Here is a 26,928-nt window from a genome sequence, read left to right as displayed (position 1 = left end):
TCGGCGGAACGATAGGAAATTTCTAATAGGTTTTTTCCTCTTGATCGGCAGGAAATTGCCTATTACGGTCGGCGCCATGACCTGTGACCCGATTTCCCCCGCCGGGCGCGCCGGCTGATGGCGCGCCCGAAATACGATTGGCCGACGATCGATCCCAAGGTGGACGCCATGCTGGCGCGCGGCCTGAAGGTGGTGCGGATCGCCGAGGCGCTGGGCATGCGTGCCCAGACCCTTCGCGACCGGCTGAGCTATCGCCGGCGGGCGCCGCAGCCCGGGCCGCGCCGCGACCTGTCGCCGGTGGTCCATCGGTCGTGCCTGAATTGCGGGGCGGCGTTCAGCGTCCGGTCGCGGTTCCTGCGGTTGTGCCCGACCTGCCGCGCCGAGTGTTGAGGCGGCGGCGGTGCGTCGGTCTGCGGGGCGCCGCCCCGCGCCCCGCCAGAGGCGGTCGCCCTTGGAAACCAGTCGTTGAAACAGATCGGGGTCGGAGGGGATGTGGCCCCTTGCGGGTTCGGGCGGGGCCCGGGAGGACCGTGACATGATTCCCTTCGAGCAGATCAATGACGCGGCGCTGGCGTGCCTGCCGGAGCTGGTCGCGCGCTGGCTGCCGGCGGGGCGGCGGCGGGGGGACGAATGGGTGGTGGGCAGCCTGGCCAACGATCCCGGCCGGTCGCTGTCGATCAACCTGCGGACCGGGCGCTGGGCCGATTTCGCCGACGGGCCGCGCGGCGGCGATCCGATCAGCCTGTATGCGGCGCTGCATACCAGCCACGACCGCGTGCAGGCGGCCCGGGACCTGGGGGCGTACCTGGCCGTGACGCCGGGGCCGGCCGGGCCGGCCGCGCGGGGCGGCAGGCCGGCGGGGGATGCGGGGGGTGCTGGAAATGTGGCGGTGGTGGCCGCCGGGAGCGCCGGGGCGGAGTGGACGCCCGGCGTGCCGCCCGCCGATGCGCCCGCGCCGGACCTGTCGGGGTGGGACCATGCCTATGCCTATCGCGACGCGGCGGGGCGGGTGCTGCGCTATGTCGTGCGGCGCGACGCCGGCGCGGAGGAGCGCAAGCGGATCATGCCGCTGACCTGGGGGCGGCTGGTCGAGCGGGGCGTGGAGCGGGTGGGGTGGCAGATGCGCCATGCCGACGCGCCCCGGTCGCTGTACGGGCTGGAACGGGTGGCGGGGGCGCGGACGGTGCTGGTCTGCGAGGGCGAGAAGGCGGCCGACGCGGCGCAGCGCCTGTTCCCGCGCCTGGCCTGCGTCACCTGGACCGCCGGCACCGGCAATGTCGGGCGCGCGGACTGGACCGGGCTGGCGGGGCGGCATGTCATCGTCTGGCCCGATCATGACGGGCCGGGCGAGAAGGCGGCGGCCGAGATCGCCGCGATCCTGGCCGCCGTCGCCGAGACCGTGCGCGTCGTCGATGTCCGCGACATGGAGCCGGGCGAGGATGCGGCGGACCTGCGGGTGGACGACCCGGGTGCGTGGCTGCGCGCGCGGGTGGGGCCGGTGCTGTGCGGGGTCACGGTCAAGCGCGCGGCGGCCCGGGCCCCGGCGGCGGCCCGGCGGACGGCGGGGCTGGAGCCGATCGCGGTGCGGGGCGGGGAGATCGACCTGGTCGCGACCGAGGGCGAGCGCGCGCTGATGGCGGCGAACGCCCCGGTCTACCAGCGCGGGACGATCCTGGCGCGGCCGGGCCGGCGGGAGGTGGCGGCCGCCGACGGGCGGATGACCCATGCCGCCTGCCTGGTGGAGATCGGGGTGCCGGCGTTGACCGACCTGCTGTGCCAGGCGGTGGAATGGCGGAAATTCGACCGGCGCAGTCAGGCGTGGAAGCCGATCGACCCGCCCCCGGCGGCGGCGCAGGTGATCCTGAGCCGGGCGGGCACATGGTCGTTTCCCGCCATCGCCGGGGTGATCACCACGCCGACCCTGCGGCCGGACGGGTCGGTGCTGATGACGCCGGGGTACGACCGGGCGACGCGGCTGTATCATATCGACGATCCGTTGCTGGACCTGCGCCTGCCGGAACCCACGCGCGCCGCCGCCGAGCGGGCGCTGGCGGGGCTGCGCGGGCTGCTGGCCGAATTTCCCTTCGCCGCCGAGACCGACCGGTCGGTGGCGCTGGCGGGGATCCTGACCGCCGTGGTGCGGGGCATGATGCCGGTCAGCCCGCTGTTCGCCTTTCGCGCCAATACGCCGGGATCGGGCAAGAGCTTCCTGGTCGACGTCGCCAGCGCGATCGCCACCGGGCGGGTCTGCCCGGTGACCAGCGCGGGCGAGGACACGGCGGAGATGGAAAAGCGGCTGACCGGCCTGCTGCTGGCCGGCTATCCGATCATGTCGCTGGACAATGTGAACGAGGAGCTGGGCGGAGACCTGCTGTGCCAGGCGACCGAGCGGCCGATCGTGCGGCTGCGCGCGCTGGGGACGTCGGAAAGCACCGAGATCGAGAACCGGGCGGTGATCTTCGCCACCGGCAACGCCCTGCGGGTGCGCGGCGACATGACGCGGCGCACGCTGGTGGCCACGCTGGAGGCCGGGATGGAGCAGCCGGAGCTGCGCGTCTTCGCCCGCAATCCGGTGGAGGACATCATGGCCGATCGCGGCACCCATGTCGCGGCGTGCCTGACCATCGTGCGGGCGTGGCTGGCGAGCGGGGAGCAGGTGGATCTGCCGCCCCTGGCCTCGTTCGAGGTGTGGAGCCGGACGGTGCGCAGCGCGCTGGTCTGGCTGGGGCAGGCCGATCCGTGCCGGAGCATGCAGGCCGCCCGCGAGGACGACCCCGAGCGCAGCGAGCTGCGCGAGATCCTGGGCCTGCTGGCCGAGGCCGCCGGCATGGGCCGGCCCTGCGGCCGCACGGTACGCGAGATCGACGAATTGTCGGCGCTGGAAACGCAGGATTCCGCCGGATACCGGACAGGACTGCGCTTTCCCGAACTGCGCGACGCGCTGGTGCGGATTGCCGGCACGCCGGCGGGGAAGATCAATTCCAAGCGCCTGGGCCGGTGGTTCCTGGCGCGCCGGGGGCGGGTGATCGACGGGCGGCGCATCGCGGAATGCGGGGTGGCGCATGGAGGGGTGAAGAAATGGGCGGTGGAGATGGCGTGAGTGAGAAGATCGGGCGCTGCCCGAACCTGCCAGGGCCTGAGGCCCTGGACCCCGATCGTTGGAGGCCGCGCGGTCCTCTTTGCAAAAGATAGTATGAACAAAATGGTTTCCAGAGGCCGGTGGCCTTTGGCGGGTTTCAGGGCAGCGCCCTGAGGCAGACACCCGGGTGACGCGGCGCTCCATCGGTGGGTTCGGTGGGTCTGGTGGGGCGGGCGGGGCCGGTACGTGGGAAGTGGCGGTGACGTTTTTCCGGTACCGGGGGAGGGGGACCCTCCGGACCCACCATAGCCACCATGGGACGTCCGTTCGCGTCCCGTCGGGACGGAATAAGGATATCCATTGATATGTTCGGGAGATATTCTGTCCTTGACGGGAGAGTTCGGAGGGGGTGCGGCGGTGGACCAGGGGAAGGTGGACGGGGTCCTGACGCCGAGCCAGCAGCGGTTCGTCGCGGAATATCTGGTCGACCTCAATGGCCGGCAGGCGGCGATCCGGACGGGGTACAGCGTGCACAGCGCGGAGCGGCAGGTCACCAGGCTGATGGCGCTGCCCCAGGTGCGGGCGGCGATCGCGGCGGGGCAGGCGGCGCGCGCGGCGCGGACGGAGGCCAGCCAGGACCGGGTGATTTCGGAACTGTCGTGCCTGGCGTTCTATGACGCGGGGGTGATCGGGGCGCATCCGATGGAGGGACCGGCGGATATCGCGGGCCTGCCGGAGGACGTGCGGCGGGCGATCGTCGGGTGGTCGTGGGACAAGGCGGGGAATTTCACGGTGAAGCTGTCGCCCAAGACGACCAGCCTGGACCTGCTGGCGCGGCATCTGGGGATGCTGAAGGACGTGCGGCAGCATCTGGGCAAGGACGGGCGGCCGGTCGATCCGCCGGCGACCTATACCGTATTGGTGCGCTGAACGCGCCAGATCCGGCATGCGGTTTTCAAGAATGGGGATGGAAGCATGGCGATTCGCCAGCACAAGCAGATGGCCGAGACCGGGCGGGTTCCCGACGAGGCGGCGGATTTCGGCATCCAGCCCCTGGCGCGGGTGAATGGCGGGCGGGAGAGCCCGGACCGCGCGCGCACCGGCGCGGTGCTGGACGATGGCGCGCGGGGGTGCGCGCCGCCCCTGTCGCGGGGCGGCGGGCGGATGCCGGCGCCGGCCGCGCCCGACCATGGGCCGCATCGCGCCGGGCGGCGGGACGGCCGGACGCGATGAGCGGCGGCCGCCGTCCGGCGCAGGCGGCGGCGGATGTGGCGGCCGGCGGGGCGTATGTGCCCGGCCGGGCGGATTCGGGGGATCATCCGGCGTTCGATGTGGCGCGGTTTGGAAATGCGCTGGCGGAGGCGGGGATGATGCCGGGGTGTGTGGCGCCCGAACGGGTGGCGGAGGACGAGGCGCGGCGATGACGGCGCTGTCGTACAACCGGGATGCGGTGCCGACGGTGCGGGCGTTCATGGCGTCGGACGCCTTCGTGCGCGGGCTGATGGGGCCGTTCGGGTCGGGCAAGAGTTCGGGTTGCGTGTGGGAGATCATCCTGCGCGGGCTGCGGCAGGCGCCGGGGCCGGACGGGGTGCGGCGCAGCCGGTGGGCGGTGATCCGAAATTCCTACCGCCAGCTTGAGGATACCACGATCCGGACGGTGCACCAGTGGTTTCCGCCGGCGCGGTTCGGGCGGTGGAAGCCGACGGATCATTCCTACGTCATCGACCGGATGCGGAACGAGGGGGATGACGCGCCGGTCGAGATCGAATTCCTGTTCCGGGCATTGGACCGGCCCGACCAGGTGGGCAACCTGCTGTCGCTGGAGCTGACGGGGGCGTGGATCAACGAGGCGCGCGAGGTGCCGTGGGCGATCGTCGAGGCGGTGCAGGGGCGCGTGGGGCGCTATCCGGCGCGGCGCGACGGGGGCGCGACGTGGTCGGGCCTGATCATGGACACCAACCCGCCGGATGCGGAATCGGACTGGTTCCGGTTTTTCGAGGAGCAGGACCACAGCGCGGCCATCGCGGCGCTGGCCGCGGGCCTGCCGGGGATGACGGCGGACGGCTTTGCGCGGCTGTTCCGCCAGCCGGGCGGGCTGAGTGCCGGGGCCGAGAACCTGGAGAACCTGCCGCCGGCCTATTACCAGAGGCTGGCGGTCGGGAAAAGCGACGAGTGGGTCAAGGTCTATATCGACGGGGACTATGGCTTCGTCATGGATGGCAGGCCGGTCTTCGCGGAATATGCCGACGGGTTCCATTGCGCCGAATGCCGGACGGTGCCGGACCTGCCGATCTATCGCGGGTGGGATTTCGGGCTGACGCCGGCGTGCGTGTGGAGCCAGGTGCTGCCGTCGGGGCAGTGGATCGTGGTGGACGAGCTGGTGTCGTCGTCGATGGGCATCGACCGGTTTTCGGACGAGGTGATGCAGCATTCGGCGCGGCATTACCCGCGCAGCGTCTTCATCGACGTGGGCGACCCGGCGGGCACGCAACGGGCGCAGACCGACGAGCGGACGTGTTTCGAGATCCTGCATGCCAAGGGCATCGCGATCGAGCCGGGGCAGCAGGGGCTGGCGATCCGGCTGGAGAGCGTGCGCAGGCCGTTGCGGACGCTGGTGGACGGGGCGCAGCCGGGATTTCTGCTGCATCCGCGCTGCAGGATGCTGCGGCGGGCGCTGATGGGCGGCTACCGCTACCGCCGCATGCAGGTGGGCGGCGAGCGCCATGCCGACCGGCCGGAGAAGAACCGGTGGTCGCACGTCACCGACGCGCTGCAATACGTGGCGACCCGGCTGTTCGGCCCGTCGCTGCGCTTTGCCGAGGCCGGCGCGGGGGACGGGGACAAGGATTTCAACGCGCATCCGGCGGACGACCGGACGCGATCGAGCGTGACGGGGTATTGATGGCGGGACTGATCATACCGGCGGGCGCCCGGCCCGGGGCGGCGCGCAGTTGCCGGCAGTGCCGGTTTCACGGGCTGGAGGGGCCGGATGTCGTCTGCCGGCGCTATCCGCCGCAGGTGACGGTGGTGATGGTGCCGCAGCCCGCGCCGCGCGTGGGGCAGCTGGCGCCGCAGCCCTTCGCGACCTTTCCGCCGGTGGTGCCCGAGCATGTCTGCGGCGAGTTCGCGGCCGGGGGGCGGGCATGAGCGCGGGGGAGGTGGATGACGTCCTGGCCGGGGATGCGGCCGGGGGGCCGGACATGGAACAGGCCCGGCGTCTGCGGCGCTGGATCGAGAGCCCGAACATCGCCGTGGAGCTGGACGGGGAGACGCGTGCCGCCATCGCGCAGCGGGTGCGGCGGGAATACGACATGGACGACGCCAGCCGTGGCCCGTGGAAGGAAAAATACCGCCGCTGGCTGGACCTGGCGCAGCAGGTGGCCGAGCCCAAGACCTATCCCTGGCCGGGGGCGTCGAACGTCATCTTCCCGCTGCTGACGATCGCGGCGGTGCAGTTCGCGGCGCGGGCCTATCCGGCGATCGTGCGCGACCGCGACGTGGTGCGGGGCACGGTGCTGGGCCGCGACGACGGGGTGCCGGCGATGGACCCGCTGTGCCCCGGCCGGCCGCTGGCGGGGCCGGACGGCGCGCCGGTCTGGCTGGTGCCGCCGGGGGCGCTGCGGACGCGGGCGGATGCGATCGGCCGGCACATGAGCTGGCAGGTGCTGGACGAGATGGAGGAGTGGGAGGAGCAGACCGACAAGCTGCTGCTGAAACTGTCCATCGTCGGCGTGATGTTCCGCAAGACCTATTTCGACCCGGCGTTGCAGCGCAATGTCAGCGAGACGGTCGATCCGCTGCGGCTGTGCATCGACTACAACGCCAAATCGTTCGCCACCGCGCCGCGCATCACCGAGGAGATCGACCTGTACCCGTGGGAGGTGCAGGAGCGCATCCGCGCGGGCCTGTTCCTGGACGACGAGTACGGGTGCAACCACGATGCGTCGCCCGACGACGACGCGCCGGTGACGTTCCTGGAGCAGCATCGGCGCATCGACCTGGACGAGGACGGTTATGCCGAGCCCTATATCGTGACGATCGCGCGCGATTCCGGGCGGCTGGCGCGCATCGTGGCGGGGTACGACATGGAGGGGGTGATGTTCGGCGCGGCCGACCATCGCATCCGCCGGATCGACCCGGTGCCGTACTACACCAAGTTTCCGTTCATCCCGTCGCCGGACTCGGCGATCTACGACATCGGGTTCGGCACCCTGCTGCATCCGCTGAACGAGGCGGTGAACACCAGCCTGAACCAGATGTTCGACGCCGCCCACCTGGCGAACGCGGGAGGCGGGTTCATCGGGTCGGGCCTGTCGCTGAATGCGGGGTCGGTGCGGTTCCAGGTGGGCGAATACAAGGTGGTGAACGCGCCGGGGGCGGCGCTGCGCGAGAACCTGGTGCCGCTGGCCTTTCCGGGGCCGAACCCGGTGCTGTTCCAGCTTCTGACCTTCCTGGTCGATGCGGGGCGGGAGATCGCGTCGGTGAAGGACATCCTGTCGGGCGCGATGCCGGGCGGCAACACGCCGGGGGTGCTGGGGCTGGCGGTGATCCAGCAGGGGCTGAAGGTGTTCAGCGCCATCTTCAAGCGCGTGCATCGCAGCCTGGGGGCCGAGTTCCGGAAGCTGTACCGGCTGAACCGGATCTACCTGCCCGACGAGGTGGGGTTTCGGGTCGGGGCGGATTATTTCCGCGTCACCCGCGCCGACTACGAGCAGGGCAGCGGGGTGGAGCCGGTATCGGACCCGGAGATCGTCACCGACATGCAGAAGCTGGCGCGGGCCAACTTCCTGCTGGCGTTCAAGGACGACCCCTGGTGCGACGGGCATGAGATCCGCCGCCGTGCCTTCGACGCTGCCGCGATCGGCGAGGTGGGGCGCGTGCTGCGCGACCGGCCGGCGCCGGACCTGGACGCCGTGAGCCGGGCGCAGGACCTGGCGCTGCGCGTCCGGCGCGAGGCGCGCGAGGGGGCGGCGAGCGCGGGCCGCCAGCGGGTGCAGGAGATCGAGGCGCTGGCGGGGGCGATCCTGCGGCTGGCGCAGGCGCGCAAGGCGGAGGCCGATGCGGATGCCGGCGCGGGCGCCGATGCGGGGGGCGGGGACGACCGGGGGGCGGTGGACGGGGCGTTGGCGGACCTGGAGGCATGGCGTGAGGAGTTCGGAGATGACGGATCGGCCGACACCGGAAGGGACGGACCGGCAGGAGGTTCGCGACCGGCGCCGGGCGGCGCTGGCGGACCTGACCGAGGGGGATTTCCAGGCATGGCGGCACCATCCGGTGACGCGGGCGGTGCTGCTGTTCCTTGGGGATTACCGCGATAGCCTGGAGCAGGGGATGCTGGGGCACTGGCGCGCCGGCACGCTGGTGCTGGCGCAGGAACACGAGACGCGGGGGCGGAGCCTGCTGGCCGGCGAGATCGCCGGGCTGGACCGGGACGTGCTGCGGACATTCTACGGCGGGGACGATGTGTGATGCGTGAGGGACGGATTCTGAAACTCGACCGGCAGGAATATGTCGTTTCGGACTGGGACGGGGTGAACCGGGCGGGGTACGTGCCGCTGGACGACAAGATCCTGGTGCTGGCGGACATTCATGCCGACATCACCAGCGGGGCGGTGCAGCTGCCGGCCGAGTATGTCGAGCGGCAGACCCTGGCCGCCGAGCACGGCACCGTCATCGCCGTGGGACCGGCGGCGTTCCGCTGGAACGACGACGGGACGCGGCAGTGGGAGGGGCGCATCCCGCGTCCGGGCGACCGGGTCTATTTCGAGCGCTATGCCGGGCAGCTGCTGAAGGGCGAGGACGGGCGGATGTACCGGCTGATGTCGCAGCGCTGCATCGCGGCGATCGGCGTCGGTGCCGATGTCGATGCTGATGCCGGTGCCGGTGCCGGTGCAGATTCGGGAAATGACGGGATGATGGAAGGAACGGTCTGATGTCGGATATGCATGGCGATGCGCGGCCCGCGCCGGTGGACGAGCTGCCCGTGGCGGGCGGCGCGGCGATGGAGGGCGGGGCCGGGGCGGCGGGGGAGGCCGCGTCCGAGGCTGCCGCGCCCGGTCCTGTGCCCCCGGCGCCGCTGGCGCTGGATGTCGAGGCGCAGGCGCGGCGCATGGGCTGGGTGCCGCGCGAGGCGTTTCGCGGCGATCCGGCCAACTGGCGGCCCGCCGAGCAGTTCCTGGAGCGGGGCATGACGCTGTTGCCGGTGCTGCAACAGAATTACCGCACGCTGGACAGCCGCTATGGCGCGGTGCAGGCGGAACTGCGCGAGACGCGGCAGGCGCTGGTCGATTTGACCGAGCGCGCGCGCCGGGCCGACGAGCGTGCCCTGGGCCGGGCGATGAAGGAGATCGAATCCCGCCGGCAGCGGGCGGTGGCCGACGGCGACACCCGGGCCTTCGCCGTCGCGGAGCAGGAATTGCAGGACCTGCGCGAGAGCGCGCCGCCCGCCCGGCCGGCGGCCGCGCCGGAGCCGGCCCCATCCCCATCCCCGGCGCGCGCGGGCGGTGGAAGCGGCGCCGGGACGGGTGCGGGGGCGGTGCCGCCGGAAATCTCGGCCTTCATGCAGGCGAATCCGTGGTTCGGCACGCATGAGGAGGCGCGGCAGGACGCGATCGCGATCCACGCGGCGGTGGACCGGCAGCATCCGCGCCTGCCGCTGTCGGAACGGCTGGAGATCACCCGGCGCAAGGTGCGGCAGCTGCATCCCGCCCTGTTCGAGAACGCGCGTCGCGCCGCACCCGCCGCCGTCAGCCCGTCGCGCACCGAGGCCGTGCGGCCGGCCAACCCGCGCGGGTTCGACGCGCTGCCGGCCGAGGTGCGCCGGGAATTCGACCGCTATGCCCGCGCCCTGTCGGGCAAGGGGCAGCCGCTGACCCGCGAGGAATGGGCGGCCTATTACTGGGAGAACGAAGGATGAGCGACGAGCAGCGCCGGCGCGGGCCGGCCGAGGGCGCGCGGCCGCGTGCGGCGGGGGCGTCGGCCGGAATGCCGGACGCGGGACCCGGTGCCGGGCCGGCGGGGCGGCGCGGGGCGGCCGTGCGCAAGCCGTTCGGCACGCGCGAGCAGAAACTGGCCTATCCCGACAGGGAGGGATACCACCGGCACTGGTTCAACGACGAGCCCGGCCGCATCGCCCGCGCGCAGGAGGCGGGCTATACCCAGGTCGACGACGACAGCGGCAGGCCCGTCAGCATGACCGTCGGCGTCGCACGCGGCGGCGGGGCGCTGACGGCGTACCTGATGGAAATACCGATGGAATGGTATCGGGAAGACATGGCCGCGCAGGAGGCCCAGCAGCAGGAACTGCTGGCCCAGATCAGGCAGGGCCGCGTCCCCGGCGGGCCGACCGGCGCCGACCGCACTGCCCAGTACGTGCCGCGCGATGTCGGGATCACCATCCGCGAGGAACGCCGCTGAGGCGGGCGGGATCGGGGGGGCAGGTACGGTACAGGCAATGAACAGGATTCGGGCTTTGCCCGAACCCGCCAGGGCCTGAGGCCCTGGACCCCGATCCATAGGCGATTGCCTTTGGCGGGTTTCGGGGGGAGCCCCGTAGGTACCAAGTTATATGGGACAAGGAAAATCGGGCGCTGCCCGAACCCGGCAGGGGCCTCGGCCCTTGCATCCCGTTCGTTTCGTGACGTCCCGGGTTTCCAAGGGGATGGGTCAAGGGCAACGCCCTGGCCTTCGCATCGGAGCCCTGAGGCACAGGCATCGACCTTGCGGCGCATGCGCCGTTCCATCACTCGTGCAGGGGTCCTGCCAGATGAATTCGAATATTGCGAGCGGCCTTCGGCCGTTATCCTACATGTCCGGTGCGCCGTACAATGGCGGCGTGCAGGTCTATTATGTGCCCGCGAGCAATCCCACGCCGCTGTTCATCGGCGATCCGCTGGTGGCGCTGGATGGTGTCGCCGATGCGAACGGCGTGCCGGGAGTGGGCATCGCCACCGCCGGGGGATCGGGCGTCATCACCGGGGCGATGCAGGGCGTGGCCAACAACGCCGGCGAGCTGGTTCTGCCGGTGGTGCAGAACCAGGCGCCGTACCTGCCGGCGGGGCAGGCGGCGTATGTCTATGTCGCCGACGATCCGAACCTTGTGTTCGCAGTGCAGGAAGATTCGGTCGGCGGGGCGCTGGCGGCCGGTGCGGTGTCGAAGAACGCCGACCTGGTGGCCGGGGCGGGGTCGACGGTCAGCGGGTTTTCCGGCTGGCAGCTGCAGTCGGCCAGCCTGGGCACCGCGGCGACGCTGCAGGTGCGGATCCTGCGGGCGTACCAGTCGATCGACAATGCGATCGGCGCGAACGCGAAATGGCTGGTGCGGATCAACCTGCATGCCGTCACCAGCCCGACCGGGATCTGAGGCGGCGGGCCTCCGGCGTGGTTCAGGAGGCATCGCGATCGTGAAAAACATCGAGCAGGACGCGCGATTTCGTCGCGCGGGCTGAGGAGCGATTTCAATGGCCGTTATTACGACTGGCGCGCATCCCAAGGCGCTGTGGCCCGGGATCAAGGCGTGGTGGGGACGCAGCTACGACGAGCATCGCGTCGAATATCTGGATCTGTTCGACAGGCAGACTTCGGACAAGGCGTATGAGGAGGAGGTCGAGATTACCGGCTTCGGCCTGGCGCCGGTCAAGCCGCAGGGCCAGCAGATCTATTACGATGTCGAGGCGCAGGGGTCGGTCAGCCGCTTCACGCATGTGGCGTATGCCCTGGGCTATGTCGTCACGTACGAGGAGCTGCGCGACAATCTGTACGAGGTCGTGTCCAAGCGGCGGGCGGCGCAGCTGGCGTTTTCCATGCGCCAGACCAAGGAAAACGTGCTGGCCGGGATCTATAACATGGCGTTCTCGGCCTCGGCGCCGGGGGGGGACGGGGTGTCGCTGGTGTCCGGCCAGCATCCGACGCTGTCGGGCATGCAGTCGAACCTGCTGGCCACGGCGGCCGATCTGTCGGAGGCGGCGGTCGAGGACCTGACGGTGCAGATCATGCAGTGCCAGAACAACCGGGGGATGCGGATCTCGGCCCTGCCGCGCACGCTGAACGTGCCGTCGGCGCTGTGGTTCGAGGCCAACCGGATCTGCAATTCGGTGCTGCAGAACGACACGGCGAACAATGCCGTCAACGTGCTGCGCGCGACGAACGCGTTCCCTGAAGGCATCAAGCTGAACCATTACTTCACCAGCCAGACGGCGTGGTTCATCCGGACCAACGTGCCCAATTCGCTGACCTATTTCGAGCGCGATCCGATCTCGTTCGACCAGGACAACGATTTCGACACGCGGAACGCCAAGGCCGCCTGCTACGAGCGGTATTCGGGCTACTGGGCGGACTGGCGCGGGCTGTACGGCACGCCGGGCGTGTGAGGTCGGGCCCCCCGATCGTGACCGGTTTCCAAAGGCGACCGCCTTTGGCGGGTTTCAGGGCGGAGCCCTGAGGATTTGAAAAAAACGATGGAGCAGACGATGAGCGTGAAGAAGAACCGGACCGGCGCCAAGGGGGCCGGCGCGATGGCGGCGCGGCGTGCCGCCCCGGTTGCGGATGCGGCGACGGGCGGGCGCGCGGGTGGGGTGCAGATCCATCACCATCACCATTATCACGCGCCGGCCAAGGTGACGGCGGCGGCGCGTGCCGGGCGCAAGGGCGGCCGGCGGGCCTGAGGGCCGTTCCGGAGGGCGCGCCGGCGGGGAGCCGGCGCGCGTTTTCCGTGCGGGCCTGGGTGCGCGCTTCGGTCGTCGAAGACGCGGGCCGGGCGGTGAAGGGGGAACATGATGGCGGAGAGCGTGACGTCGCAGGTGATGGCGAACGGGCCGCGCAACCTGATCGTCAAGCTGACGGATGTCAGCGACGGGAGCGGGCTGGCGGCGGTGAAGATCGTGGATGCGCAGTCCATCGCCTTTTCGGTCGGGGGGCAGGCGCCGGGGGTGCATCTGAAGGTGCGGCGCATCGCCTATGACGTGCATGGGATGGTCGTGCGCCTGCAATGGGAGGCGACGGATCCGGTGGACCTGGCGACGCTGTCGGGGTTCGGCCATCTGGATTTCCGGCGGTTGCAGGGCATCCCGAACCCGAAGGCGCCGGGGGCCACGGGATCGATCCTGCTGACCACCATCGGGGCGGCGGCGGGCAGCGCGTTCACCCTGGAGCTGGAGATGGTCAAGGGCGTGCCGCAGGCGTGACGGTGTGAGGGCGTGACGGTGCGCGCCGGGCGGGGGCTGATGGGCAGGAGGGGACGCGGGTGACGGAACGCTGGTTCTACAGTCCGGGCGATCATTACGTGCTGGACGATCTGTCGGGGTTCAAGATCCGGCGGTCGGGGGCGCGGCGCATTCCCGGCGGGCAGACCGGGCAGGCGCTGGTGGACCGCCGGCGGTGGGAAGCGCAGCAGCCGCAGGATTTCGTGCGCGGGGTGGTCGACGACCAGACGGTCGATGTCGCCCGGCCGCGCCAGGCCGTCCGTTTCATGATGGTGGGCACGTGGGTGGCCGTGCCGGCGCCGGCGGGGGCGGCGGCGATCGTCGTTGCCTGCGCCGACGGGATCGCGGTGGGGGACCGGGTGCAGATCATGCTGGACAGCGGCGTGAATTTCACGACGCAGGTGGTATCGCGCGCCGGCACGACGATCGCGCTGGCCGCGCCGCTGCCGGCGCCGGCGGGGATGGCGGGCGAGGACGCGCGGAACATGGTGCTGGATGTCAGCGCGCCGGGGCCGGCGCTGAACTGGCCCGGATCGAACTCGTCCGGATCGAACGGGCCCGGATCGGGGGGATCGGCGGCATGACGACCAGCGGCACGGCGAGCTGGAATCCCGGCACCGCCAGCATCATCAACGGCGCGCTGCGGCTGCTGTCGGCCATCGCGCAGGGCGAGACGCCGGGGGCGGGCGAGTACCAGGAGGCGCTGGAGGCGCTGAACGGCATGGTCAAGACGTGGCAGGCCTCGGGCATCCATGTGTGGGCGGAGGAGGATTGCATGCTGTTCCTGCAGCCGGGGCAGGTGCGCTATCGGCTGGGGCCGGGGTCGCCCGATGCGGCGACGACCGGCGACGGCTGGGTGCGGGGCGCGCTGGCGGTGACGGCGGCGGCCGGCGCGGCGCAGATCGTGCCGGCGTCGGCGGACGGGATGGGGGCGGGCGACCGGATCGGCATCTGGCTGGACGCGGGCACGATTTTCTGGACGTCCGTGGTGGCGGTCGTGGGCGAAATCCTGTCGCTGGCCGCGCCGCTGCCGTCGCAGGCGGGCGCGGGGGCGATGTGCGTGGGGTATGCCGCGCCGCTGGTGCGGCCGCTGCGGGTACCCGGCGCGCGGCGGTACCAGTTCGCGCCGCCCGGCGGGCAGGCGATCGAGATCCCGGTCGTGCCGATGTCGCGGCTGGATTACGCCAGCGTGCCGAACAAGACGACGCCGGGGACGGTGACGCAGTTCTTCTACGACCCGCAGCTGGGGGCGGGGGTGGTGCATGTGTGGCCGGCGCCGTCGGACAGTCGGAGCGCGCTGGCCTTTACCGCGCAGCGTCCGTTGCAGGATTTCACCAGCCAGGCGGATACCGCCGACCTGCCGCAGGAGTGGATTTCGGTGCTGCGCTACAACCTGGCGCGGGAACTGGCGCCGGAATACGACTGCCCGGCGCCGCGCTTTGCGATGATCGCGGCGCTGGCGGCGGAAAAGCTGGCGCTGGCGCAGGCCTGGGACCGCGAGCCGCAGTCGGTGCTGTTCGGCGCGGGCGCGGGCCCGGCCGGGCGGTCGGGGTAGCGGGCCATGGCGGTGCAGGCGGTGCCCTTCGCGGCGCAATCGTACCAGGCGCGGTCCGTGGCGCTGGATGCGCAGCGCTGCGTCAATTTCTATGCCGAATGCGCGCCCACGGATGCGAAATCCCCGGTTGCGGCCTGGGGCTGTCCGGGGATGGTGGCGTTCGCGCAATGCGGGGCGGGGCCGGTCCAGGGCATGTGCATGATGGGCGGGGTGCTGTACGTGGTGTCGGGCCAGGCGCTGTACCAGGTCGATGCGGACGGGTCGTCGGTCGAGCTGGGGACGTGCTTCGTGACCGGGCCGGTGTCGATGGATACCAACGGCGTCGAGCTGGTCTGGGTCGATGGGGAATCCGGCTGGTTCTATTCGGCGGCCGGCGGCGTGCGGCAGATCGTCGATCCGAATTTTTATCCGGCCGACAATGTCGTGTATTTCGATACCTATTTCGTGTTCAACCGGTCGGGGACGCAGGAATTCTTCCTGTCGCCGCAGGCGGGGGTGGTGCCGTTCGACGGGACGATGTTCGCGTCCAAGGAGGCGACGGCCGACCCGCTGCTGGCGATCGTGAACACGCATGAGCAGCTTCTGCTGTTCGGGGCGGCGCGGACCGAGGTGTGGTACGACGCGGGCAATGCGCCGCCGGCTTTCCCGTTCCAGCGCTTCGACGGGGCGTTCATCCAGCGCGGCATCGCCGGGCCGCATGCCCATTGCCAGGAGGACAATACCGTCTTCTTCCTGGGCGACGACGGGATGTTCTATCGGCTGAACGGATTCCAGCCCATGCGGATTTCCACCCATGCGACCGAGGGGGCATGGCAGGCCTATCCGCGCATGCGCGATGCGCGGTGCTTCAGCTACACGTTCGGGGGGCATAAATTCGTCACCCTGCTGTTTCCCGGCGCGCCGGCGAGCTGGGTCTATGACGTCGCCACCGGCCTGTGGCACGAGCGGGAATCCTGGACGGGATGTGGTGCGGACAGTTCGATCGGGCGCTGGCGCGGCAACAATGCCGTCATGGCGTACGATCGCATCCTGGTCGGCGACTGCCTGACCGGGACCGTCGGGCAGCTGAACGGCGCGGTCTATACCGAGCTGGGGGCGACGATGCGCGGGCTGCTGGCCGCGCCGCCGGTCCATGACGCGCGCCGGCGGGTGTTCATGCGGCGGTTCGAGCTGGACGTGGAAACCGGGGTGGGGCTGCCGGCGGGGCCGCGCACGATGCAGGTGCCGTACCAGCCGGCCGGCGCGCTGATGGTGACGCCGGGCGCCCTGGCGCGGGCGGGCGCGCCTGCGGGGACCCCGGCCTCGATCGCGAACCTGCTGGTGAATCTGTGGACCTGCCTGCCGGGGGGCGGGCCGGTGGGCGGGGTGCTGATCGGCAATGCGGGGCCGGGCGACGGGGAGCCGAGCGACGGGGGGCCGGGCGACGGGGGGCCGGGATTTTCGATCCTGCTGGTGAACGACCCGGCGGCCTCGGCGCGGATCGTGGTGACGGCGGCGGATGTCGTGGGCAACCCGGTGGTGGCGGCGTCCTATGCCTGTGCCGGGTGGGACGGGTGGACGAACGTGCAGATGTCGCTGTCGCCCGCGACGCGGATGCTGCAGCTGTATGTGGACGGGGTGGCGCTGGTGCCGGCGTCGGTGAACTGGGCGTCGTGCGCGCCGGTGGGCAATCCGGCGGCGCGGCCGTGGTGGATCGGGCCGTCCACCGGGACGGCCGGGGCGGCGGGCGTGGTGTCGGATCCGGCGTTCGGCGGGCATACGGCGGGGACCGGCGCCGGGTGGAGCAATGTGTCGCTGCAACCGGACCGGTGCGGCAACATGATTTCGCAGTCCGGCGGCACGATCAACGCCGTGTCGCCGGCGGGGGCGGTCGCCTGGACGCTGGCGCCGGGCACGGTGCAGGCGGATGTCCTGGGCGTGGCGCCGCAGGTGACCATGTCGTCGTTCAGCGTGAAGGCTGCACGGTGCTGCTGCAGGGCCGGTACCTGGCCGTGGGGATGAATGCCGGCGCGTACTGGTGCGGGATCGCCCTCTATGCCGTCGACGGCGCGGGCGGCGCGCCGGAGTTCCAGGGGTTCGTCTATAACGACGTGGGCGGCCCGGGGCCGATCTATGGCGACAATGTCTGCTTCCTGGCGGGGAACCAGACGATCGACGATCCGATCCTGTCCTACCAGAACGCCTATCCGGGGCCGCCGAAAGTCGTCCTGGTCTATCCCAGCATCGCGCAGATCATCGGGGGCGCGGCGCGATCGGGCGGGTTCGGCGGGCTGTATCCGGGGCTGGGCAATCTGGCGGGCTGGGCGGCGTGCCAGGTGCCGGTCATCGAATATGGCTATCCGGCGTCGCTGGGCAACAATCTGCTGGTCCAGTATGGCTATAACGGCAATGTCGGCTTCTTCCTGCCGGACGGCCAGGGCGGGACGAACCATTACCTGTATTTCAGCCGGGGCGACATGGCGGCGAACGCCAGCGCGGGCGTCAATGCCAATACCGAGCTGCTGAATGTCATCGGGCCGGCCTGCCCCGGCGGCGCGATGGTGAAGATCGCGATGGGGGCCGTCAGCTACGACGCATTGGCGGGCGCGCATTTCGCGGGGAATGCCGCGACGTCCTTTGCCGGCACCTTGCCGATGTACAGCATCGACAATGCGAACTGGGTGGATGGGGACGGGGCCGCGCAGGTCCCGTTTGCCGACGAATACAGCTACATCTCCACGGGGCGGCCGGGGGGGACGGATGTCTATGGCGGCCAGCCGTCGCTGACGCCCGTCGCGGGGGCGGACCTGTGGCTGGTGACGTTCCTGAAGGTCGGGCGGTCGGACAGCCGGGACAATCTGGGCAATGCCGGGCTGTGGGACACGGTGCGGGTGTTCGCCTATGCCGGCGGGACGGCGACGCAGCTGGGCGCGCCGGTGTCGGGGGCGGCCTATGACGCGGCCGCCGACTGGCCGGGGTACGGGACGCCGCCCGCCGGGGCGCAATGGGCGGACCGCAATGCCGTGGCCTGTCCGTGGGGTGGGGAGATCCTGGTCTTCGGCAATATGTACGGCTCGGCCGTCGGCAGCTATCCGCTGCCGGCGGGGGCGCAGTACTGCACGCGCTTCGGCACGCTGGGGGTCGCGGCGGCGCAGCTGGCCGACCTGTTCGTCGGGCTGCCGGCGGCGCCGTTCGACCTGTCGGTGGCGGCGAACCGGGCGCTGTTCCGCAGCGCGGCGGTCGGCGCGCAATATGCGGGGTCGGACGGGTCCCTGCCGCTGGGCCAGGCGCCGCCGGTGTTCCTGACCGTGTCGCCGGGGGCGGGGGTGGCGGATTTCGCGACCAACCATGGCGGCGGCGGTGCCTTCGCGCTGGCGGGGACGATCCTGCCCGCGTCGTCGAACCCGCCGGGCAGCAGCCGTGACGTGGCCATCGCGGGGGGTGGCGACACGCCGCCGGGGGCCGATCCGAAGATCATGCTGGACTGGTCCGACGACGGGGCGCGGACCTGGAGCGCGCGGCGGCTGTGGCGGTCGATGGGGCGGCAGGGGGCGTACCTGACGCGGCTGCGCTGGCTGAAGATGGGCCAGGCGCGGCAGCGGGTGCTGCGCCTGCAGGTGACCGACCCGGTGCGGCGCAACCTGATCGGGTTCTATCTGGACACCGACGCGGGGATGGACTGATGCCCGCGTCTCCGCGCCAGACCCTGCCGATCGGCGACCGTCCGTTCGTCGATGCCGGCACCCGGGGGCTGACCCTGGCGGCGTACCAGTTCCTGTCGCGCCTGGGCGGGGCCACGCAGGCGACGGCGCGCAATGTCGAGGTAATCGCGCGGGCGCTGGGCGTGCCGGTGGCGGCCATTCCCGCCGACGGGCCGGTGTCGGTCACGCTGCCGGCCGCGTTCCCGCCGCCGCCGGACGCCACCCCGGGACTGCGCGATGCCGTGGCCGGGGCGCGGCTGCTGGCGATGCTGGCCGCCCCGCCGCAGGTGCCGCCGGTGGCGCGGCCTGACCTGCCGCCGCCGCCCCGGGGGCCGGCCGACGTCGTGGTGCTGCATCACGGGGCGCGGGTGATCGACGGGTTCGGGACGCCGTCGGGGCGGGTCGGGGGGTGGGTCGGCGATGTCTACCTGCAACGCGACGGGGGTGCGGCGGGGGCGCTGTGGTCCAAGCGGGCGGGCGCCGGCACGGTGGATGGCTGGGTCGCCGGGGGCGGCGGCACGGGCGGCGTGCTGCCGCTGGTCAATGGCGATGTCTCGCCCGTCGGGATGATCACCGACCCGTCGGGCCAGACGATTGGAGTGCCGGTCTGATGGGCAACAGCACGCTGATTACCGATTATTTCGGCTATGGCGTCCTTGCGAACCGTCCGGTGGCGCCGGGCCTGCCGGCCGGATGCCTGGGGTTCTATTACGCGACCGATGTCGGGCAGGTCTATGCCTGGGACGGGGCGTGGCAGGCCTGGGCGCCGCCGGGGCAGAGCTTCGCCGGGTCGCTGGCGGCGACGGGGACCACGCAGGGCAGCGCGCTGGTGCTGGCGGCGGATGTGAACCTGTTCACCACCGTGGCGGCGGGCAGCGGCGCCGTCCTGGCGGCGGGGGGCGTGGGCGCCTGGCGGAAGGTGCTGAATCGCGGGGCCGCGCCGCTGCTGGTCTATCCGCCTTCGGGGGGGGCGATCGATGCGCTGGCGGCGGACGTGCCGGCCGCCATCGTGGCCGGTGGCGCGGCCGTTTTCTGGCAGAACAACGCAACGCAATGGTATTCGGAATGAAGACGATCCTGCTGATCCTGGCCGGCGCGCTGGCGCTGGCGCTGCCCGCCCGCGCGCAGGTCGTGGGGCCGGTCGGGCATGGCGAGCTGCCGTCCTGCCCCGACAGCGGGGGCAACCATCTGAACTACGTGTCCGCGACGGGGGTGTTTTCCTGCGGCACGACGGGGGGCGTGCCGGCGCTGGCGAACGGCACGGTGCTGGGCAATGCCAGCGGGGCCACCGCCCCGGCCGCGGCGCTGACGCCGGCGCAGCTGACGGCGCTGGTGCAGCCGTTCACCGCCGGCCTGCCGGGCGCCGTGCCGGCCAGCGGCGGGGGCACGGCGCATTTCCTGCGGGCCGACGGGACCTGGGCCGCGCCGCCGGAAGGGGGCGGGGGCGCCGTGGGCGCGCATCGCTATTGGGCGATCGGCAACATGATCGCGACCACGCGCACGCAGCCCCCGTCGATGGCGGAGTGCTATCTTGCCGCGACGGTGGGGGGCGCCAGCCAGATTCCCGTCGCGTCGACATCGACCGACAGTTATTCCGGCGCGCCGCCGTCCGATCTCTATGACGGGAATAATGGAACGATCTGGGGATCGAACAATTATTCTCCGCCGCCGTTCGTCGTGTTCGATTACGGGGTTCCGGTGGGCGCGGCGCAGATTTCCGTGACGTCGCGGAACGATGCCACCTGGTATGTCCAGACCCCGCAGCTGTTCGACCTGTGGTTCAGCGACGACGACGTGACGTTCCGCAAGCTGGGCACGTTCAATATCGGGGCGTTCACGTCGGCGCTGCAGACGAAGACCATTCCGCTGCCGACCACATTGTGAGCCGGGCGGCAGGTTTTCGCGGCTTGTTCCGATCCCGGTCCGCGGGCTAACATGGTGGTCCGGGGCACAGGCATCGCCCATCATCCGTCGTTCCCGCAGGGGACGCGCATGCGATCGCAGGTGCCATGTCCGTTCAGCCCGTTTCCATTATTCCCGCGCAGCCCGTCCCGGCGGCGACGACGGCGGTCTATACCTCGCCCGGCGGGGTCGTGACGCGCATCGATGCCCTGGGCGTCTGCAATGTCGTGGCCGTGCCGGTGCAGGTGACGATCTACCTGGTGCCGTCGGGGGGCAGCGCGGGGCCCGCGAACGTCACCAGCTTCAACCAGACCATTTTGCCCGGGCAGAGCTGGAACAGTCCGAACGAGGTCGGCAAGGTGCTGGCCCCGGGGGATGCGATCGCGGTCGTGGCGACGGCGGCGGCGGCGCTGACGATTTCGGCCGGCGGGTTGCAGGTGACCACGTCGTGATCGCCTGTCGGGTCGAGCCCTGGTCGGCGGTGCTGCCGGACATGCAGCCGCTGTGGGCGGCGCATTTCCGCGAGGTGGCGGTGGAGCAGGCGCGCGTGCCGCTGGACATGGACCTGCCGGCCTATGCGGCGCTGGAGGCGGCGGGCGCGCTGCATGTCGTGGCGATGCGCGACGACGGCATCCTGGTGGGGTACCTGGTCGCGCTGGTCTGGCCGCATCTGCATCATCGCAGCACGCCGCACGCATTTTTCGATCTGTACTACATCCGGCCCGCCGACCGGAAATGGACCGCGGGCATCAGGCTGTTCCGCGAGGCGGAGCGCACGCTGGCGGCGCGCGGGGTGCGGCGGCTGATCACCGGCACGAAGATCCATGCCGCGCCCTCTGGCCGGTCGCTGGATGTCGGGCGGATCTTCCAGCGGCTGGGCTGGGTGGAAATGGAACGTCAATTCGGGAAGTGGATCGGCTGATGGTCACGGCAATCACGGGTGGACTGGGCGCGCTGGGCGCGGCCGCGAGCGGCCTGATGGGATCGGACGCGGCGTCGACCGCCGCCCGTCAGCGGGCGTCCGAATTCAATACGGCGAACCAGTTCCAGCAGGGGGTCTACGACCAGACCGTGCAGGACCTGTCGCCCTATGTCGGGGCGGGGACGAATGCGCTGTACAGCCTGGCCAGCCTGATGGGGCTGCCGGGCGGGTCGTCCGGCCAGGGGTCGGGCGCGCTGGACGCCTATACCCAGTTCACCCGGACGCCCTATTACCAGTTCCCGTTGCAGCAGGGCGAACAGGGGCTGGACCAGTCCGCCGCCGCGCGGGGGCTGGCCTTGTCGGGCGGGCAGATGAATGCCCTGCAGCAATATGCGCAGAATTACGCGGGGACGCAGTTCGGGAACTACATGAACGCGCTGTCGGGCCTGGCGGGCCTGGGCAGTTCGGCGGCCGGGACGATCGGCAGCCAGGGCAACCAGGCGGCCGGCGACGTGCTGGGCGCCCTGTCGGGGGCGGGGAACGCGACAGCGCAGGGCACGCTGGGCGCGACGGCCGCGGTGCAGGGCGGGCTGGGGAACGCGCTGGCGCTGCTGGCCGGCGGGGGATCGTCGGGGGCCCTGGGCGCGCTGCTGGGCGGGGCGGGCGGGGACAGCAGCTACCAGAACCCGTTTGCCGGCGTGGGCGTGGGCCTGACGGCATGAGGGCCTGACGGCGTGGCAGGGCGCGCGGGCGGGGATGGGACGCACGATGGCGTGATGTGACCGGCGGGCGGGACGGGCCTGCGGCGGCTGGATCATGGCGTCCATGCGCGGCAGACTGGCGCGTGCGCATGCGGGGGTGCGGCCTGGCCCGGCTGCCGTCGCGAACCGGGCCTCCGCGCGCTCGTTACCGATCTGTCTTATCACAGCCAGGGAACCGATCATGCCGACCAGACGGAATATGCTTGCCCTTTCGGCCGTGGGCGCCGCCGCGATGCTGGCGCGGCGGGCGCATGCCCAGGACGCGGACCATGCGGGCGACGTCATGCCCACGCTGGGCCGCGTGACGGGCACGTCCATGCCGGCCAACGCGCCCGAGCCGGGCCGGCGTTTTCGTCCGCCCACGCGGATCGGCATCGGCGGGGTGCCGATCGGCAACGGCTTCGCCCCCGGCACGGACGTGGATGCCGAGGCGGCGCTGGAGGCCGCGTGGGATGCGGGCATCCGTTATTTCGATACTTCGCCCTGGTACGGGCTGGGCCTGAGCGAGCGCCGTTTCGGCCATTTCCTGCATACGCGCCCGCGCGACGAATTCGTCCTGTCCACCAAGGTCGGGCGGCTGCTGACGGCGACCACGCATCCGCCGGCGGTGAAGCTGTGGAAGGATCCGTCGCCCTTTGCCTATCGGTACGACTACACGGCGGACGGCGTGCGGCGATCCATCGAGGACAGCCTGCAGCGCCTGGGCATTTCGCGCCTGGATATCGTGTACATCCATGACATCTCGCCCGATAACGGCGACATGGGCAAGCGCTGGACGGAGTATTTCGACGTTGCCGCCAAGGGCGCGATGCCGGCGCTGACGCGCATGCGCGAGGAAGGGATCATCAAGGCCTGGGGGTTCGGGGTGAACACCCCGCAGCCGGCGCTGAAGGCGATCCAGGTCGGCGATCCGGACATTTTCCTGCTGGCGACGCAATATTCGCTGCTGCGGCATGACGAGGCGCTGAACCACACGCTGCCGGCGCTGGCCCAGCGCGGGATCGGGGCCGTCGTGGGGGCGCCGTTGAACGCGGGCTATCTGGCCGGGCGCGACCGCTACGATTATCGCGGGACCATCCCCGAGGGCATGCCGCGCAAGCGCGCCCGCATCAGCGCGATCGCGGCCCGGCATGGCATCGACCTGCGCACCGCCGCCCTGCAGTTCGCCGCCGCGCATCCCACGGTCGCCGCCATCGTGCCGGGCGCGCGCAACGCGGCGCAGATGCAGGCCAACGCCCGGTCGATGGAGGTCGCGATTCCGCCGGACTTCTGGAGCGAGCTGAAACAGGAAAAACTGATCGCGGCGAATGCGCCGACGCCGGTTGGGGTGTAGGGGGGGCGGGTCGCTTTCGTCCCCTGCGGAACGTCCCCTGCGGGACGTGCCGTGGAGGGCTGTCGGTTGGAGGATGTCTGGCGGCGCGCAGGCCGATGCCATGCCGGCTTGCCGGGGTGGCGTCTTCGTCATTTCAGCTTATGGCGGGGATGGCCGGTCGTTTCCCGGGCAGTGTAGGCCCGCGATGGGCCGTTTCGAGAAAATAGCTGTCGGCAGCCATGTTTGTTATGTCCGCTGCCTTTGACGAGACTATGAGCAATGAAGTCTCTTGATGGGATAACGATCCATTTGGCTGTCTTCCGACAGAAAAATCGCCTGCTCGGTCCGGGCCTGCGCTATCAACAGGTGATCGAAGGGATCACGATGTTGCACGGGAAGTCCCATCAGGACTTTCAGATGTTCGGGCTGGAGTGGAAGGAGGGGAAGGCTTCCTGCGGGATGGCATCGGCGATCTCATGCAGGTCAGCGTCAGGTCGGTGTTACAGGTCGGTGTTACAGGTTGGTCGTCTCTGATACGGCGTCGAATCTGACGATCGGCGGTGGCTTCGTCCTCTCGGCGGCGGGGGAGCCGGACCGGTCTGTCATGTTTGCGCCTTGACCATCGCGATCAGGGCGTCGAGTCCGGCCGGGTGATGCGCGTGGCGGGGGTAGTACAGGCAAAGCCCGGGTTCCTCGGGCATCCAATCATCCAGGAGGGTGGCGAGCCGGCCGGCGGTGAGATCGGTCTCGACGCTCCATCGGGCCAGGTAGGCGATGCCTTCCCCCGCCAGGGCGGCCTCGCGCAGCAGGGTTGGTTCGTCGAGGGTCAATCGTCCGGAGACGTCGAGGGACAGCCTCTGCCGTCCGCGTCGGAACGACCATGGCTCGATCGCTCCATCGGGCCGCCGGAACCGAAGGCATGGAACGTGACGCAGGTCGCGCGGGGTTTCGGGGGCCGGATGCGTGGCCAGGAAATCGGGAGATGCGACAAGAACATAGCGCAGGCGCGGGCCGATCGGTGTGGACTCCATGCTGCGCGGGACGGCGTGGCCGGCGCGTATGCCGGCGTCGAACCCGCCGGCCACCAGATCGACCAGCCGGGCATCCGTGACCAGTTCGAGTTCCATCCGGGGATAGCGGCGGAGAAACGGCAGCAGGACCGGCGCCAGAATGCGCCGCGCGGCCCCTGTCGCGCAGGTCAGGCGCAGGACGCCTGACGGCCGGCCATGCAGTTCGGTGGCCTCCGCCACCGCTGAGCGGATGCCGCACAATCCTTCCTCGGCCAGCGCCAGGAACCGGGCGCCGACCTCTGTCGGCCGGACGCTTCGTGTCGTGCGGGCGAAGAGCTGAACGCCGAGACGTTCTTCCAGATTGGCGATCGTCCGGCTGAAGGCGGTCGGCGAAAGACCGACCGATGCCGAGGCCGCCCGGAAGCTGCCGCACCGGGCGAGTGCCGACGCGGCCTCGAGCTCGATCAGCCGGCCGCCGGCCATTGGTGCGGAAAGTGCCATGGATCGGTGCAGATTATCGCGCTTATCGCCATGCGGCAATCGCCCTATCTCCGGTATGCCGGCTGCCGCGATGCCGCAGGGCGGCGGCATGGATATGGTTCACGCGTCCGCATGAGAGGTTCCGCTATGGCGAAAACATGGCTGATCACCGGTTGTTCCCGCGGTCTGGGTCGGGCGCTGGCGCAGGCCGTTGTCGATCGGGGAGACCGGCTGGTGGCGACCGCGCGCGACCCGGCGTCGCTGGCCGAATTCGTCGCATCGGGCGATGAGCGTGTCATCACGGCGGCGCTGGACGTCACAGATCCGGATGCCGCCGATCGCGCGGTCGCGATGGCCGTGGCCCGCTTCGGGACGCTGGATATCGTCGTCAACAATGCGGGCTATGGCAATGTCGCCCCGATCGAAGACACGGGCCTTTCGGACTTTCGTGCCCAGATAGAGGTGAATCTGTTCGGGACGATCATCGTGACGAAGGCGGCCATACCGGTGTTCCGGGCGCAGGGCCGGGGGCGCTTCATTCAGGTTTCATCGATCGGGGGGCGGGTGGGCGCGATGGGTCGGGCACCCTATTCGGCGGCGAAATTCGGGGTCGAGGGGTTTTCGGAAGTCCTGGCGGATGAAATGCGGCCGTTCGGCGTGCAGGTCACGATCGTCGAGCCCGGCGGGTTTCGCACCGATTTCGCCGGCGCCTCGACCCGCATTGCAGACGGCAACCCGGCCTATGCCGAAACCGTCGGCCGGACGGCGGCGATGCAGCGTGCCTATGACGGTCATCAGCCCGGCGATCCCGCCCGCGCGGCGCAGGCGATGCTTGCGCTGGCCGACGCGGAGCGGCCGCCGCTGCGGCTGGTTCTGGGGCGGGATGCCTATCAGCGGGCCGAACGATGCGACGAAGCGCGCCTTGAGGAACTGCGCGCCTGGCGTTCCGTCAGTGTTTCGACGGATTTCGCCAGGTGACGCCATGTTTGGCATGCGGGGCGCGATGTGCGGTTACGGATGTCGGACCCGGGGGCGAAGGCTGGCCGACAGCGATGTTCGGCTGAAAGACAAGGAAGGCGGGTGCCGTGGTCGGTGGGGTGCACTCTTCCGGCCGCATGGACTGCCGCGACGTCGCCGAATATGCTGGCGGCATGAAGATTGCCGTGATCGCCGATGTCCATGGGAACAGTCTGGCTCTGGACGCCGTGCTGCGTGATATTGCGCATGAAAATCCCGACCTGATCGTCAATCTGGGGGATCTGGTTTCCGGGCCGTTCGACCCGGCCCGCAGTGCGGATCTTCAAATGTCGCTCTCGGCCGTAACGGTGGCAGGCAATCATGAACGCCAGCTGCTGACAGGTGGGACGGGTGCCTCCGACGCCTATGCGCGTCCGCGCCTGTCGGAAGACCATTGGAAATGGCTCGGGTCGCTTCCCGGCACAGCGAGGTTGCTGGATGGGCGGGTGTTCGCCTGTCATGGCAGTCCTGCCGGAGGGGATCTGGATTATTTCCTGGAAGATGTCTCGACAGGGCAAGCGCGGCTCGATCGCCCTGACGCTATCCGTCGCCGCCTGGTCGGGGCCGGTGATGCGCAGCTCGTGTTGTGTGGGCATACCCATATTCCGCGCGTCGTCATGAGTGATGGTGTTCTTATCGTTAATCCTGGCAGCGTCGGGATGCCTGCCTATGACGACGATCGCCCGGTCGCGCATGTCATGGAGGCGGGATGTCCACATGCGCGATATGCTCTGGTAGCCCCATCGCCTTTGGGGTGGAGCGTCGACCTGCGGGCGATTCCCTACGATTTCGAGGCGGCTGCGCGGCAAGCGGAGCAGGCCGGGCGGCCTGAAATCGCGTTTGGGGTGCGTACAGGTAGAATGCCTCGTTGACGATGCTGGGAGTGGGCGGTTTTTGTGCGACCTGGGACGTGACGATGCGGCGTCTGCCGCCTGTCTGCTCGGTGCTTGCAGGCAGGCGGCTTTGGCGGTTTGCGGATCGTCCGCTTTGAGACAAGAATACCTATGAACC

General features: G+C 70.5%; 30 protein-coding genes. 29 read left to right on the top strand and 1 reads right to left on the bottom strand.

From position 1 onward, the window contains the following. Positions 1 to 117: 117 nt before the first annotated feature. The 27 genes from HLH28_RS03855 (at position 118) to HLH28_RS03730 (ending at position 23,431) form a co-directional block, all read left to right on the top strand. Positions 118 to 390 (top strand): hypothetical protein, encoded by a 273-nt coding sequence (locus tag HLH28_RS03855; RefSeq protein WP_182954670.1) that lies wholly within the window; start codon positions 118 to 120, stop codon positions 388 to 390. Between the two features lie 145 nt (positions 391 to 535). Next, entirely contained in the window at positions 536 to 3,100 is a 2,565-nt protein-coding gene (locus HLH28_RS03850; protein WP_182954667.1) for a topoisomerase, read from the top strand. A 366-nt stretch (positions 3,101 to 3,466) separates the two neighbouring features. Further along, positions 3,467 to 4,009 (top strand): terminase small subunit, encoded by a 543-nt coding sequence (locus HLH28_RS03845; RefSeq protein WP_220789915.1) that lies wholly within the window; start codon positions 3,467 to 3,469, stop codon positions 4,007 to 4,009. A gap of 45 nt (positions 4,010 to 4,054) precedes the next feature. Next, positions 4,055 to 4,312, top strand: coding sequence for a hypothetical protein (locus tag HLH28_RS03840; protein ID WP_182954665.1), 258 nt, complete (start codon positions 4,055 to 4,057; stop codon positions 4,310 to 4,312). Further along, entirely contained in the window at positions 4,309 to 4,503 is a 195-nt protein-coding gene (locus tag HLH28_RS03835; RefSeq protein WP_182954663.1) for a hypothetical protein, read from the top strand. The genes HLH28_RS03840 and HLH28_RS03835 overlap by 4 nt, the downstream gene beginning before the upstream one ends. Then, positions 4,500 to 5,981, top strand: coding sequence for a hypothetical protein (locus tag HLH28_RS03830; protein ID WP_182954660.1), 1,482 nt, complete (start codon positions 4,500 to 4,502; stop codon positions 5,979 to 5,981). Before HLH28_RS03835 ends, HLH28_RS03830 begins: the two co-directional genes overlap by 4 nt. Next, positions 5,981 to 6,226, top strand: a complete 246-nt coding sequence (locus HLH28_RS03825; protein ID WP_182954658.1) for a hypothetical protein — start codon at positions 5,981 to 5,983, stop codon at positions 6,224 to 6,226. The genes HLH28_RS03830 and HLH28_RS03825 overlap by 1 nt, the downstream gene beginning before the upstream one ends. Beyond that, positions 6,223 to 8,397: a co-chaperone GroES gene (locus tag HLH28_RS03820; RefSeq protein WP_246395647.1), complete on the top strand. Its 2,175-nt coding sequence runs from the start codon at positions 6,223 to 6,225 to the stop codon at positions 8,395 to 8,397. The genes HLH28_RS03825 and HLH28_RS03820 overlap by 4 nt, the downstream gene beginning before the upstream one ends. Further along, entirely contained in the window at positions 8,366 to 8,548 is a 183-nt protein-coding gene (locus tag HLH28_RS03815; RefSeq protein ID WP_182954998.1) for a hypothetical protein, read from the top strand. The genes HLH28_RS03820 and HLH28_RS03815 overlap by 32 nt, the downstream gene beginning before the upstream one ends. Continuing rightward, positions 8,548 to 9,012 (top strand): co-chaperone GroES, encoded by a 465-nt coding sequence (locus HLH28_RS03810; RefSeq protein ID WP_246395646.1) that lies wholly within the window; start codon positions 8,548 to 8,550, stop codon positions 9,010 to 9,012. The genes HLH28_RS03815 and HLH28_RS03810 overlap by 1 nt, the downstream gene beginning before the upstream one ends. Further along, entirely contained in the window at positions 9,012 to 9,995 is a 984-nt protein-coding gene (locus HLH28_RS03805) for a hypothetical protein (protein ID WP_182954654.1), read from the top strand. Before HLH28_RS03810 ends, HLH28_RS03805 begins: the two co-directional genes overlap by 1 nt. After that, positions 9,992 to 10,495, top strand: coding sequence for a hypothetical protein (locus HLH28_RS03800; protein ID WP_246395645.1), 504 nt, complete (start codon positions 9,992 to 9,994; stop codon positions 10,493 to 10,495). Before HLH28_RS03805 ends, HLH28_RS03800 begins: the two co-directional genes overlap by 4 nt. Positions 10,496 to 10,886: 391 nt before the next feature. After that, positions 10,887 to 11,441: a hypothetical protein gene (locus HLH28_RS03795; RefSeq protein ID WP_246395644.1), complete on the top strand. Its 555-nt coding sequence runs from the start codon at positions 10,887 to 10,889 to the stop codon at positions 11,439 to 11,441. Positions 11,442 to 11,538: 97 nt separating this feature from the next. Further along, complete coding sequence (locus HLH28_RS03790) at positions 11,539 to 12,447, top strand: phage major capsid protein (protein ID WP_182954649.1); 909 nt, start codon at positions 11,539 to 11,541, stop codon at positions 12,445 to 12,447. A gap of 87 nt (positions 12,448 to 12,534) precedes the next feature. Next, positions 12,535 to 12,741 (top strand): hypothetical protein, encoded by a 207-nt coding sequence (locus HLH28_RS03785; protein ID WP_182954646.1) that lies wholly within the window; start codon positions 12,535 to 12,537, stop codon positions 12,739 to 12,741. A gap of 108 nt (positions 12,742 to 12,849) precedes the next feature. Then, complete coding sequence (locus HLH28_RS03780; protein WP_246395643.1) at positions 12,850 to 13,260, top strand: hypothetical protein; 411 nt, start codon at positions 12,850 to 12,852, stop codon at positions 13,258 to 13,260. Positions 13,261 to 13,319: 59 nt separating this feature from the next. Next, positions 13,320 to 13,862, top strand: a complete 543-nt coding sequence (locus HLH28_RS03775) for a hypothetical protein (protein WP_182954642.1) — start codon at positions 13,320 to 13,322, stop codon at positions 13,860 to 13,862. Next, positions 13,859 to 14,833 carry a hypothetical protein gene (locus HLH28_RS03770; protein ID WP_182954638.1) on the top strand — a complete coding sequence of 325 codons (975 nt, stop codon included), beginning with the start codon at positions 13,859 to 13,861 and terminating at the stop codon, positions 14,831 to 14,833. Before HLH28_RS03775 ends, HLH28_RS03770 begins: the two co-directional genes overlap by 4 nt. Before the next feature lie 6 nt (positions 14,834 to 14,839). Next, positions 14,840 to 16,834: a hypothetical protein gene (locus HLH28_RS17965; protein ID WP_246395642.1), complete on the top strand. Its 1,995-nt coding sequence runs from the start codon at positions 14,840 to 14,842 to the stop codon at positions 16,832 to 16,834. Then, a complete protein-coding gene (locus HLH28_RS17960; RefSeq protein WP_246395672.1) occupies positions 16,798 to 18,495 on the top strand; it encodes a hypothetical protein in 1,698 nt (565 codons plus the stop codon). The genes HLH28_RS17965 and HLH28_RS17960 overlap by 37 nt, the downstream gene beginning before the upstream one ends. Next, entirely contained in the window at positions 18,495 to 19,124 is a 630-nt protein-coding gene (locus HLH28_RS03760) for a hypothetical protein (protein WP_182954634.1), read from the top strand. The genes HLH28_RS17960 and HLH28_RS03760 overlap by 1 nt, the downstream gene beginning before the upstream one ends. Then, entirely contained in the window at positions 19,124 to 19,582 is a 459-nt protein-coding gene (locus tag HLH28_RS03755; protein WP_182954632.1) for a hypothetical protein, read from the top strand. The genes HLH28_RS03760 and HLH28_RS03755 overlap by 1 nt, the downstream gene beginning before the upstream one ends. Then, on the top strand, positions 19,579 to 20,397 hold the full coding sequence (locus HLH28_RS03750; RefSeq protein ID WP_246395641.1) for a discoidin domain-containing protein: 819 nt from the start codon (positions 19,579 to 19,581) through the stop codon (positions 20,395 to 20,397). Before HLH28_RS03755 ends, HLH28_RS03750 begins: the two co-directional genes overlap by 4 nt. Before the next feature lie 125 nt (positions 20,398 to 20,522). Next, complete coding sequence (locus HLH28_RS03745; protein WP_182954626.1) at positions 20,523 to 20,867, top strand: hypothetical protein; 345 nt, start codon at positions 20,523 to 20,525, stop codon at positions 20,865 to 20,867. Further along, the gene (locus HLH28_RS03740; RefSeq protein WP_182954623.1) at positions 20,864 to 21,337 is read left to right on the top strand and encodes a GNAT family N-acetyltransferase; all 474 of its coding nucleotides are present in this window, start codon (positions 20,864 to 20,866) and stop codon (positions 21,335 to 21,337) included. The genes HLH28_RS03745 and HLH28_RS03740 overlap by 4 nt, the downstream gene beginning before the upstream one ends. Next, entirely contained in the window at positions 21,337 to 22,059 is a 723-nt protein-coding gene (locus HLH28_RS03735) for a hypothetical protein (protein ID WP_182954620.1), read from the top strand. Before HLH28_RS03740 ends, HLH28_RS03735 begins: the two co-directional genes overlap by 1 nt. A gap of 220 nt (positions 22,060 to 22,279) precedes the next feature. After that, positions 22,280 to 23,431 (top strand): aldo/keto reductase, encoded by a 1,152-nt coding sequence (locus tag HLH28_RS03730; protein WP_182954618.1) that lies wholly within the window; start codon positions 22,280 to 22,282, stop codon positions 23,429 to 23,431. A gap of 581 nt (positions 23,432 to 24,012) precedes the next feature. On the opposite strand, the gene HLH28_RS03725 is transcribed toward HLH28_RS03730, so the two are convergent. Further along, positions 24,013 to 24,921 (bottom strand): LysR family transcriptional regulator, encoded by a 909-nt coding sequence (locus tag HLH28_RS03725; RefSeq protein ID WP_182954616.1) that lies wholly within the window; start codon positions 24,919 to 24,921, stop codon positions 24,013 to 24,015. Between the two features lie 126 nt (positions 24,922 to 25,047). On the opposite strand from HLH28_RS03725, the gene HLH28_RS03720 reads away from it, so the two are divergent. Both HLH28_RS03720 and HLH28_RS03715 read left to right on the top strand, forming a co-directional pair. Then, positions 25,048 to 25,878 carry an oxidoreductase gene (locus tag HLH28_RS03720; protein WP_182954614.1) on the top strand — a complete coding sequence of 277 codons (831 nt, stop codon included), beginning with the start codon at positions 25,048 to 25,050 and terminating at the stop codon, positions 25,876 to 25,878. A 107-nt stretch (positions 25,879 to 25,985) separates the two neighbouring features. Further along, positions 25,986 to 26,789, top strand: a complete 804-nt coding sequence (locus HLH28_RS03715; protein WP_220789914.1) for a metallophosphoesterase family protein — start codon at positions 25,986 to 25,988, stop codon at positions 26,787 to 26,789. Positions 26,790 to 26,928 lie beyond the last annotated feature (139 nt).

It is taken from the genome of Gluconacetobacter tumulisoli (assembly GCF_014174155.1).
In the GTDB taxonomy this organism is placed as follows: Bacteria; Pseudomonadota; Alphaproteobacteria; order Acetobacterales; family Acetobacteraceae; genus Gluconacetobacter; species Gluconacetobacter tumulisoli.
The sequence above is the reverse complement of the archived record's forward strand: the minus strand, read 5'-3'. Positions and strand labels throughout refer to the sequence as shown.

Bases quoted from the DNA above. Each gene is read 5' to 3' on its own strand.
- HLH28_RS03750 (WP_246395641.1), top strand. From the start codon at position 19,579: ATGAAGACGATCCTGCTGATCCTGGCCGGCGCGCTGGCGCTGGCGCTG.
- HLH28_RS03840 (WP_182954665.1), top strand. From the start codon at position 4,055: ATGGCGATTCGCCAGCACAAGCAGATGGCCGAGACCGGGCGGGTTCCC.
- HLH28_RS03770 (WP_182954638.1), top strand. From the start codon at position 13,859: ATGACGACCAGCGGCACGGCGAGCTGGAATCCCGGCACCGCCAGCATC.
- HLH28_RS17965 (WP_246395642.1), top strand. From the start codon at position 14,840: ATGGCGGTGCAGGCGGTGCCCTTCGCGGCGCAATCGTACCAGGCGCGG.
- HLH28_RS03850 (WP_182954667.1), top strand. From the start codon at position 536: ATGATTCCCTTCGAGCAGATCAATGACGCGGCGCTGGCGTGCCTGCCG.
- HLH28_RS03795 (WP_246395644.1), top strand. From the start codon at position 10,887: ATGTCCGGTGCGCCGTACAATGGCGGCGTGCAGGTCTATTATGTGCCC.
- HLH28_RS03720 (WP_182954614.1), top strand. From the start codon at position 25,048: ATGGCGAAAACATGGCTGATCACCGGTTGTTCCCGCGGTCTGGGTCGG.
- HLH28_RS03835 (WP_182954663.1), top strand. From the start codon at position 4,309: ATGAGCGGCGGCCGCCGTCCGGCGCAGGCGGCGGCGGATGTGGCGGCC.
- HLH28_RS03830 (WP_182954660.1), top strand. From the start codon at position 4,500: ATGACGGCGCTGTCGTACAACCGGGATGCGGTGCCGACGGTGCGGGCG.
- HLH28_RS03820 (WP_246395647.1), top strand. From the start codon at position 6,223: ATGAGCGCGGGGGAGGTGGATGACGTCCTGGCCGGGGATGCGGCCGGG.
- HLH28_RS03785 (WP_182954646.1), top strand. From the start codon at position 12,535: ATGGAGCAGACGATGAGCGTGAAGAAGAACCGGACCGGCGCCAAGGGG.
- HLH28_RS03730 (WP_182954618.1), top strand. From the start codon at position 22,280: ATGCCGACCAGACGGAATATGCTTGCCCTTTCGGCCGTGGGCGCCGCC.
- HLH28_RS03725 (WP_182954616.1), bottom strand. From the start codon at position 24,921: ATGGCACTTTCCGCACCAATGGCCGGCGGCCGGCTGATCGAGCTCGAG.
- HLH28_RS03755 (WP_182954632.1), top strand. From the start codon at position 19,124: ATGGGCAACAGCACGCTGATTACCGATTATTTCGGCTATGGCGTCCTT.
- HLH28_RS03735 (WP_182954620.1), top strand. From the start codon at position 21,337: ATGGTCACGGCAATCACGGGTGGACTGGGCGCGCTGGGCGCGGCCGCG.
- HLH28_RS03800 (WP_246395645.1), top strand. From the start codon at position 9,992: ATGAGCGACGAGCAGCGCCGGCGCGGGCCGGCCGAGGGCGCGCGGCCG.
- HLH28_RS03855 (WP_182954670.1), top strand. From the start codon at position 118: ATGGCGCGCCCGAAATACGATTGGCCGACGATCGATCCCAAGGTGGAC.
- HLH28_RS03745 (WP_182954626.1), top strand. From the start codon at position 20,523: ATGTCCGTTCAGCCCGTTTCCATTATTCCCGCGCAGCCCGTCCCGGCG.
- HLH28_RS03825 (WP_182954658.1), top strand. From the start codon at position 5,981: ATGGCGGGACTGATCATACCGGCGGGCGCCCGGCCCGGGGCGGCGCGC.
- HLH28_RS03805 (WP_182954654.1), top strand. From the start codon at position 9,012: ATGTCGGATATGCATGGCGATGCGCGGCCCGCGCCGGTGGACGAGCTG.
- HLH28_RS03760 (WP_182954634.1), top strand. From the start codon at position 18,495: ATGCCCGCGTCTCCGCGCCAGACCCTGCCGATCGGCGACCGTCCGTTC.
- HLH28_RS03780 (WP_246395643.1), top strand. From the start codon at position 12,850: ATGATGGCGGAGAGCGTGACGTCGCAGGTGATGGCGAACGGGCCGCGC.
- HLH28_RS03810 (WP_246395646.1), top strand. From the start codon at position 8,548: ATGCGTGAGGGACGGATTCTGAAACTCGACCGGCAGGAATATGTCGTT.
- HLH28_RS03790 (WP_182954649.1), top strand. From the start codon at position 11,539: ATGGCCGTTATTACGACTGGCGCGCATCCCAAGGCGCTGTGGCCCGGG.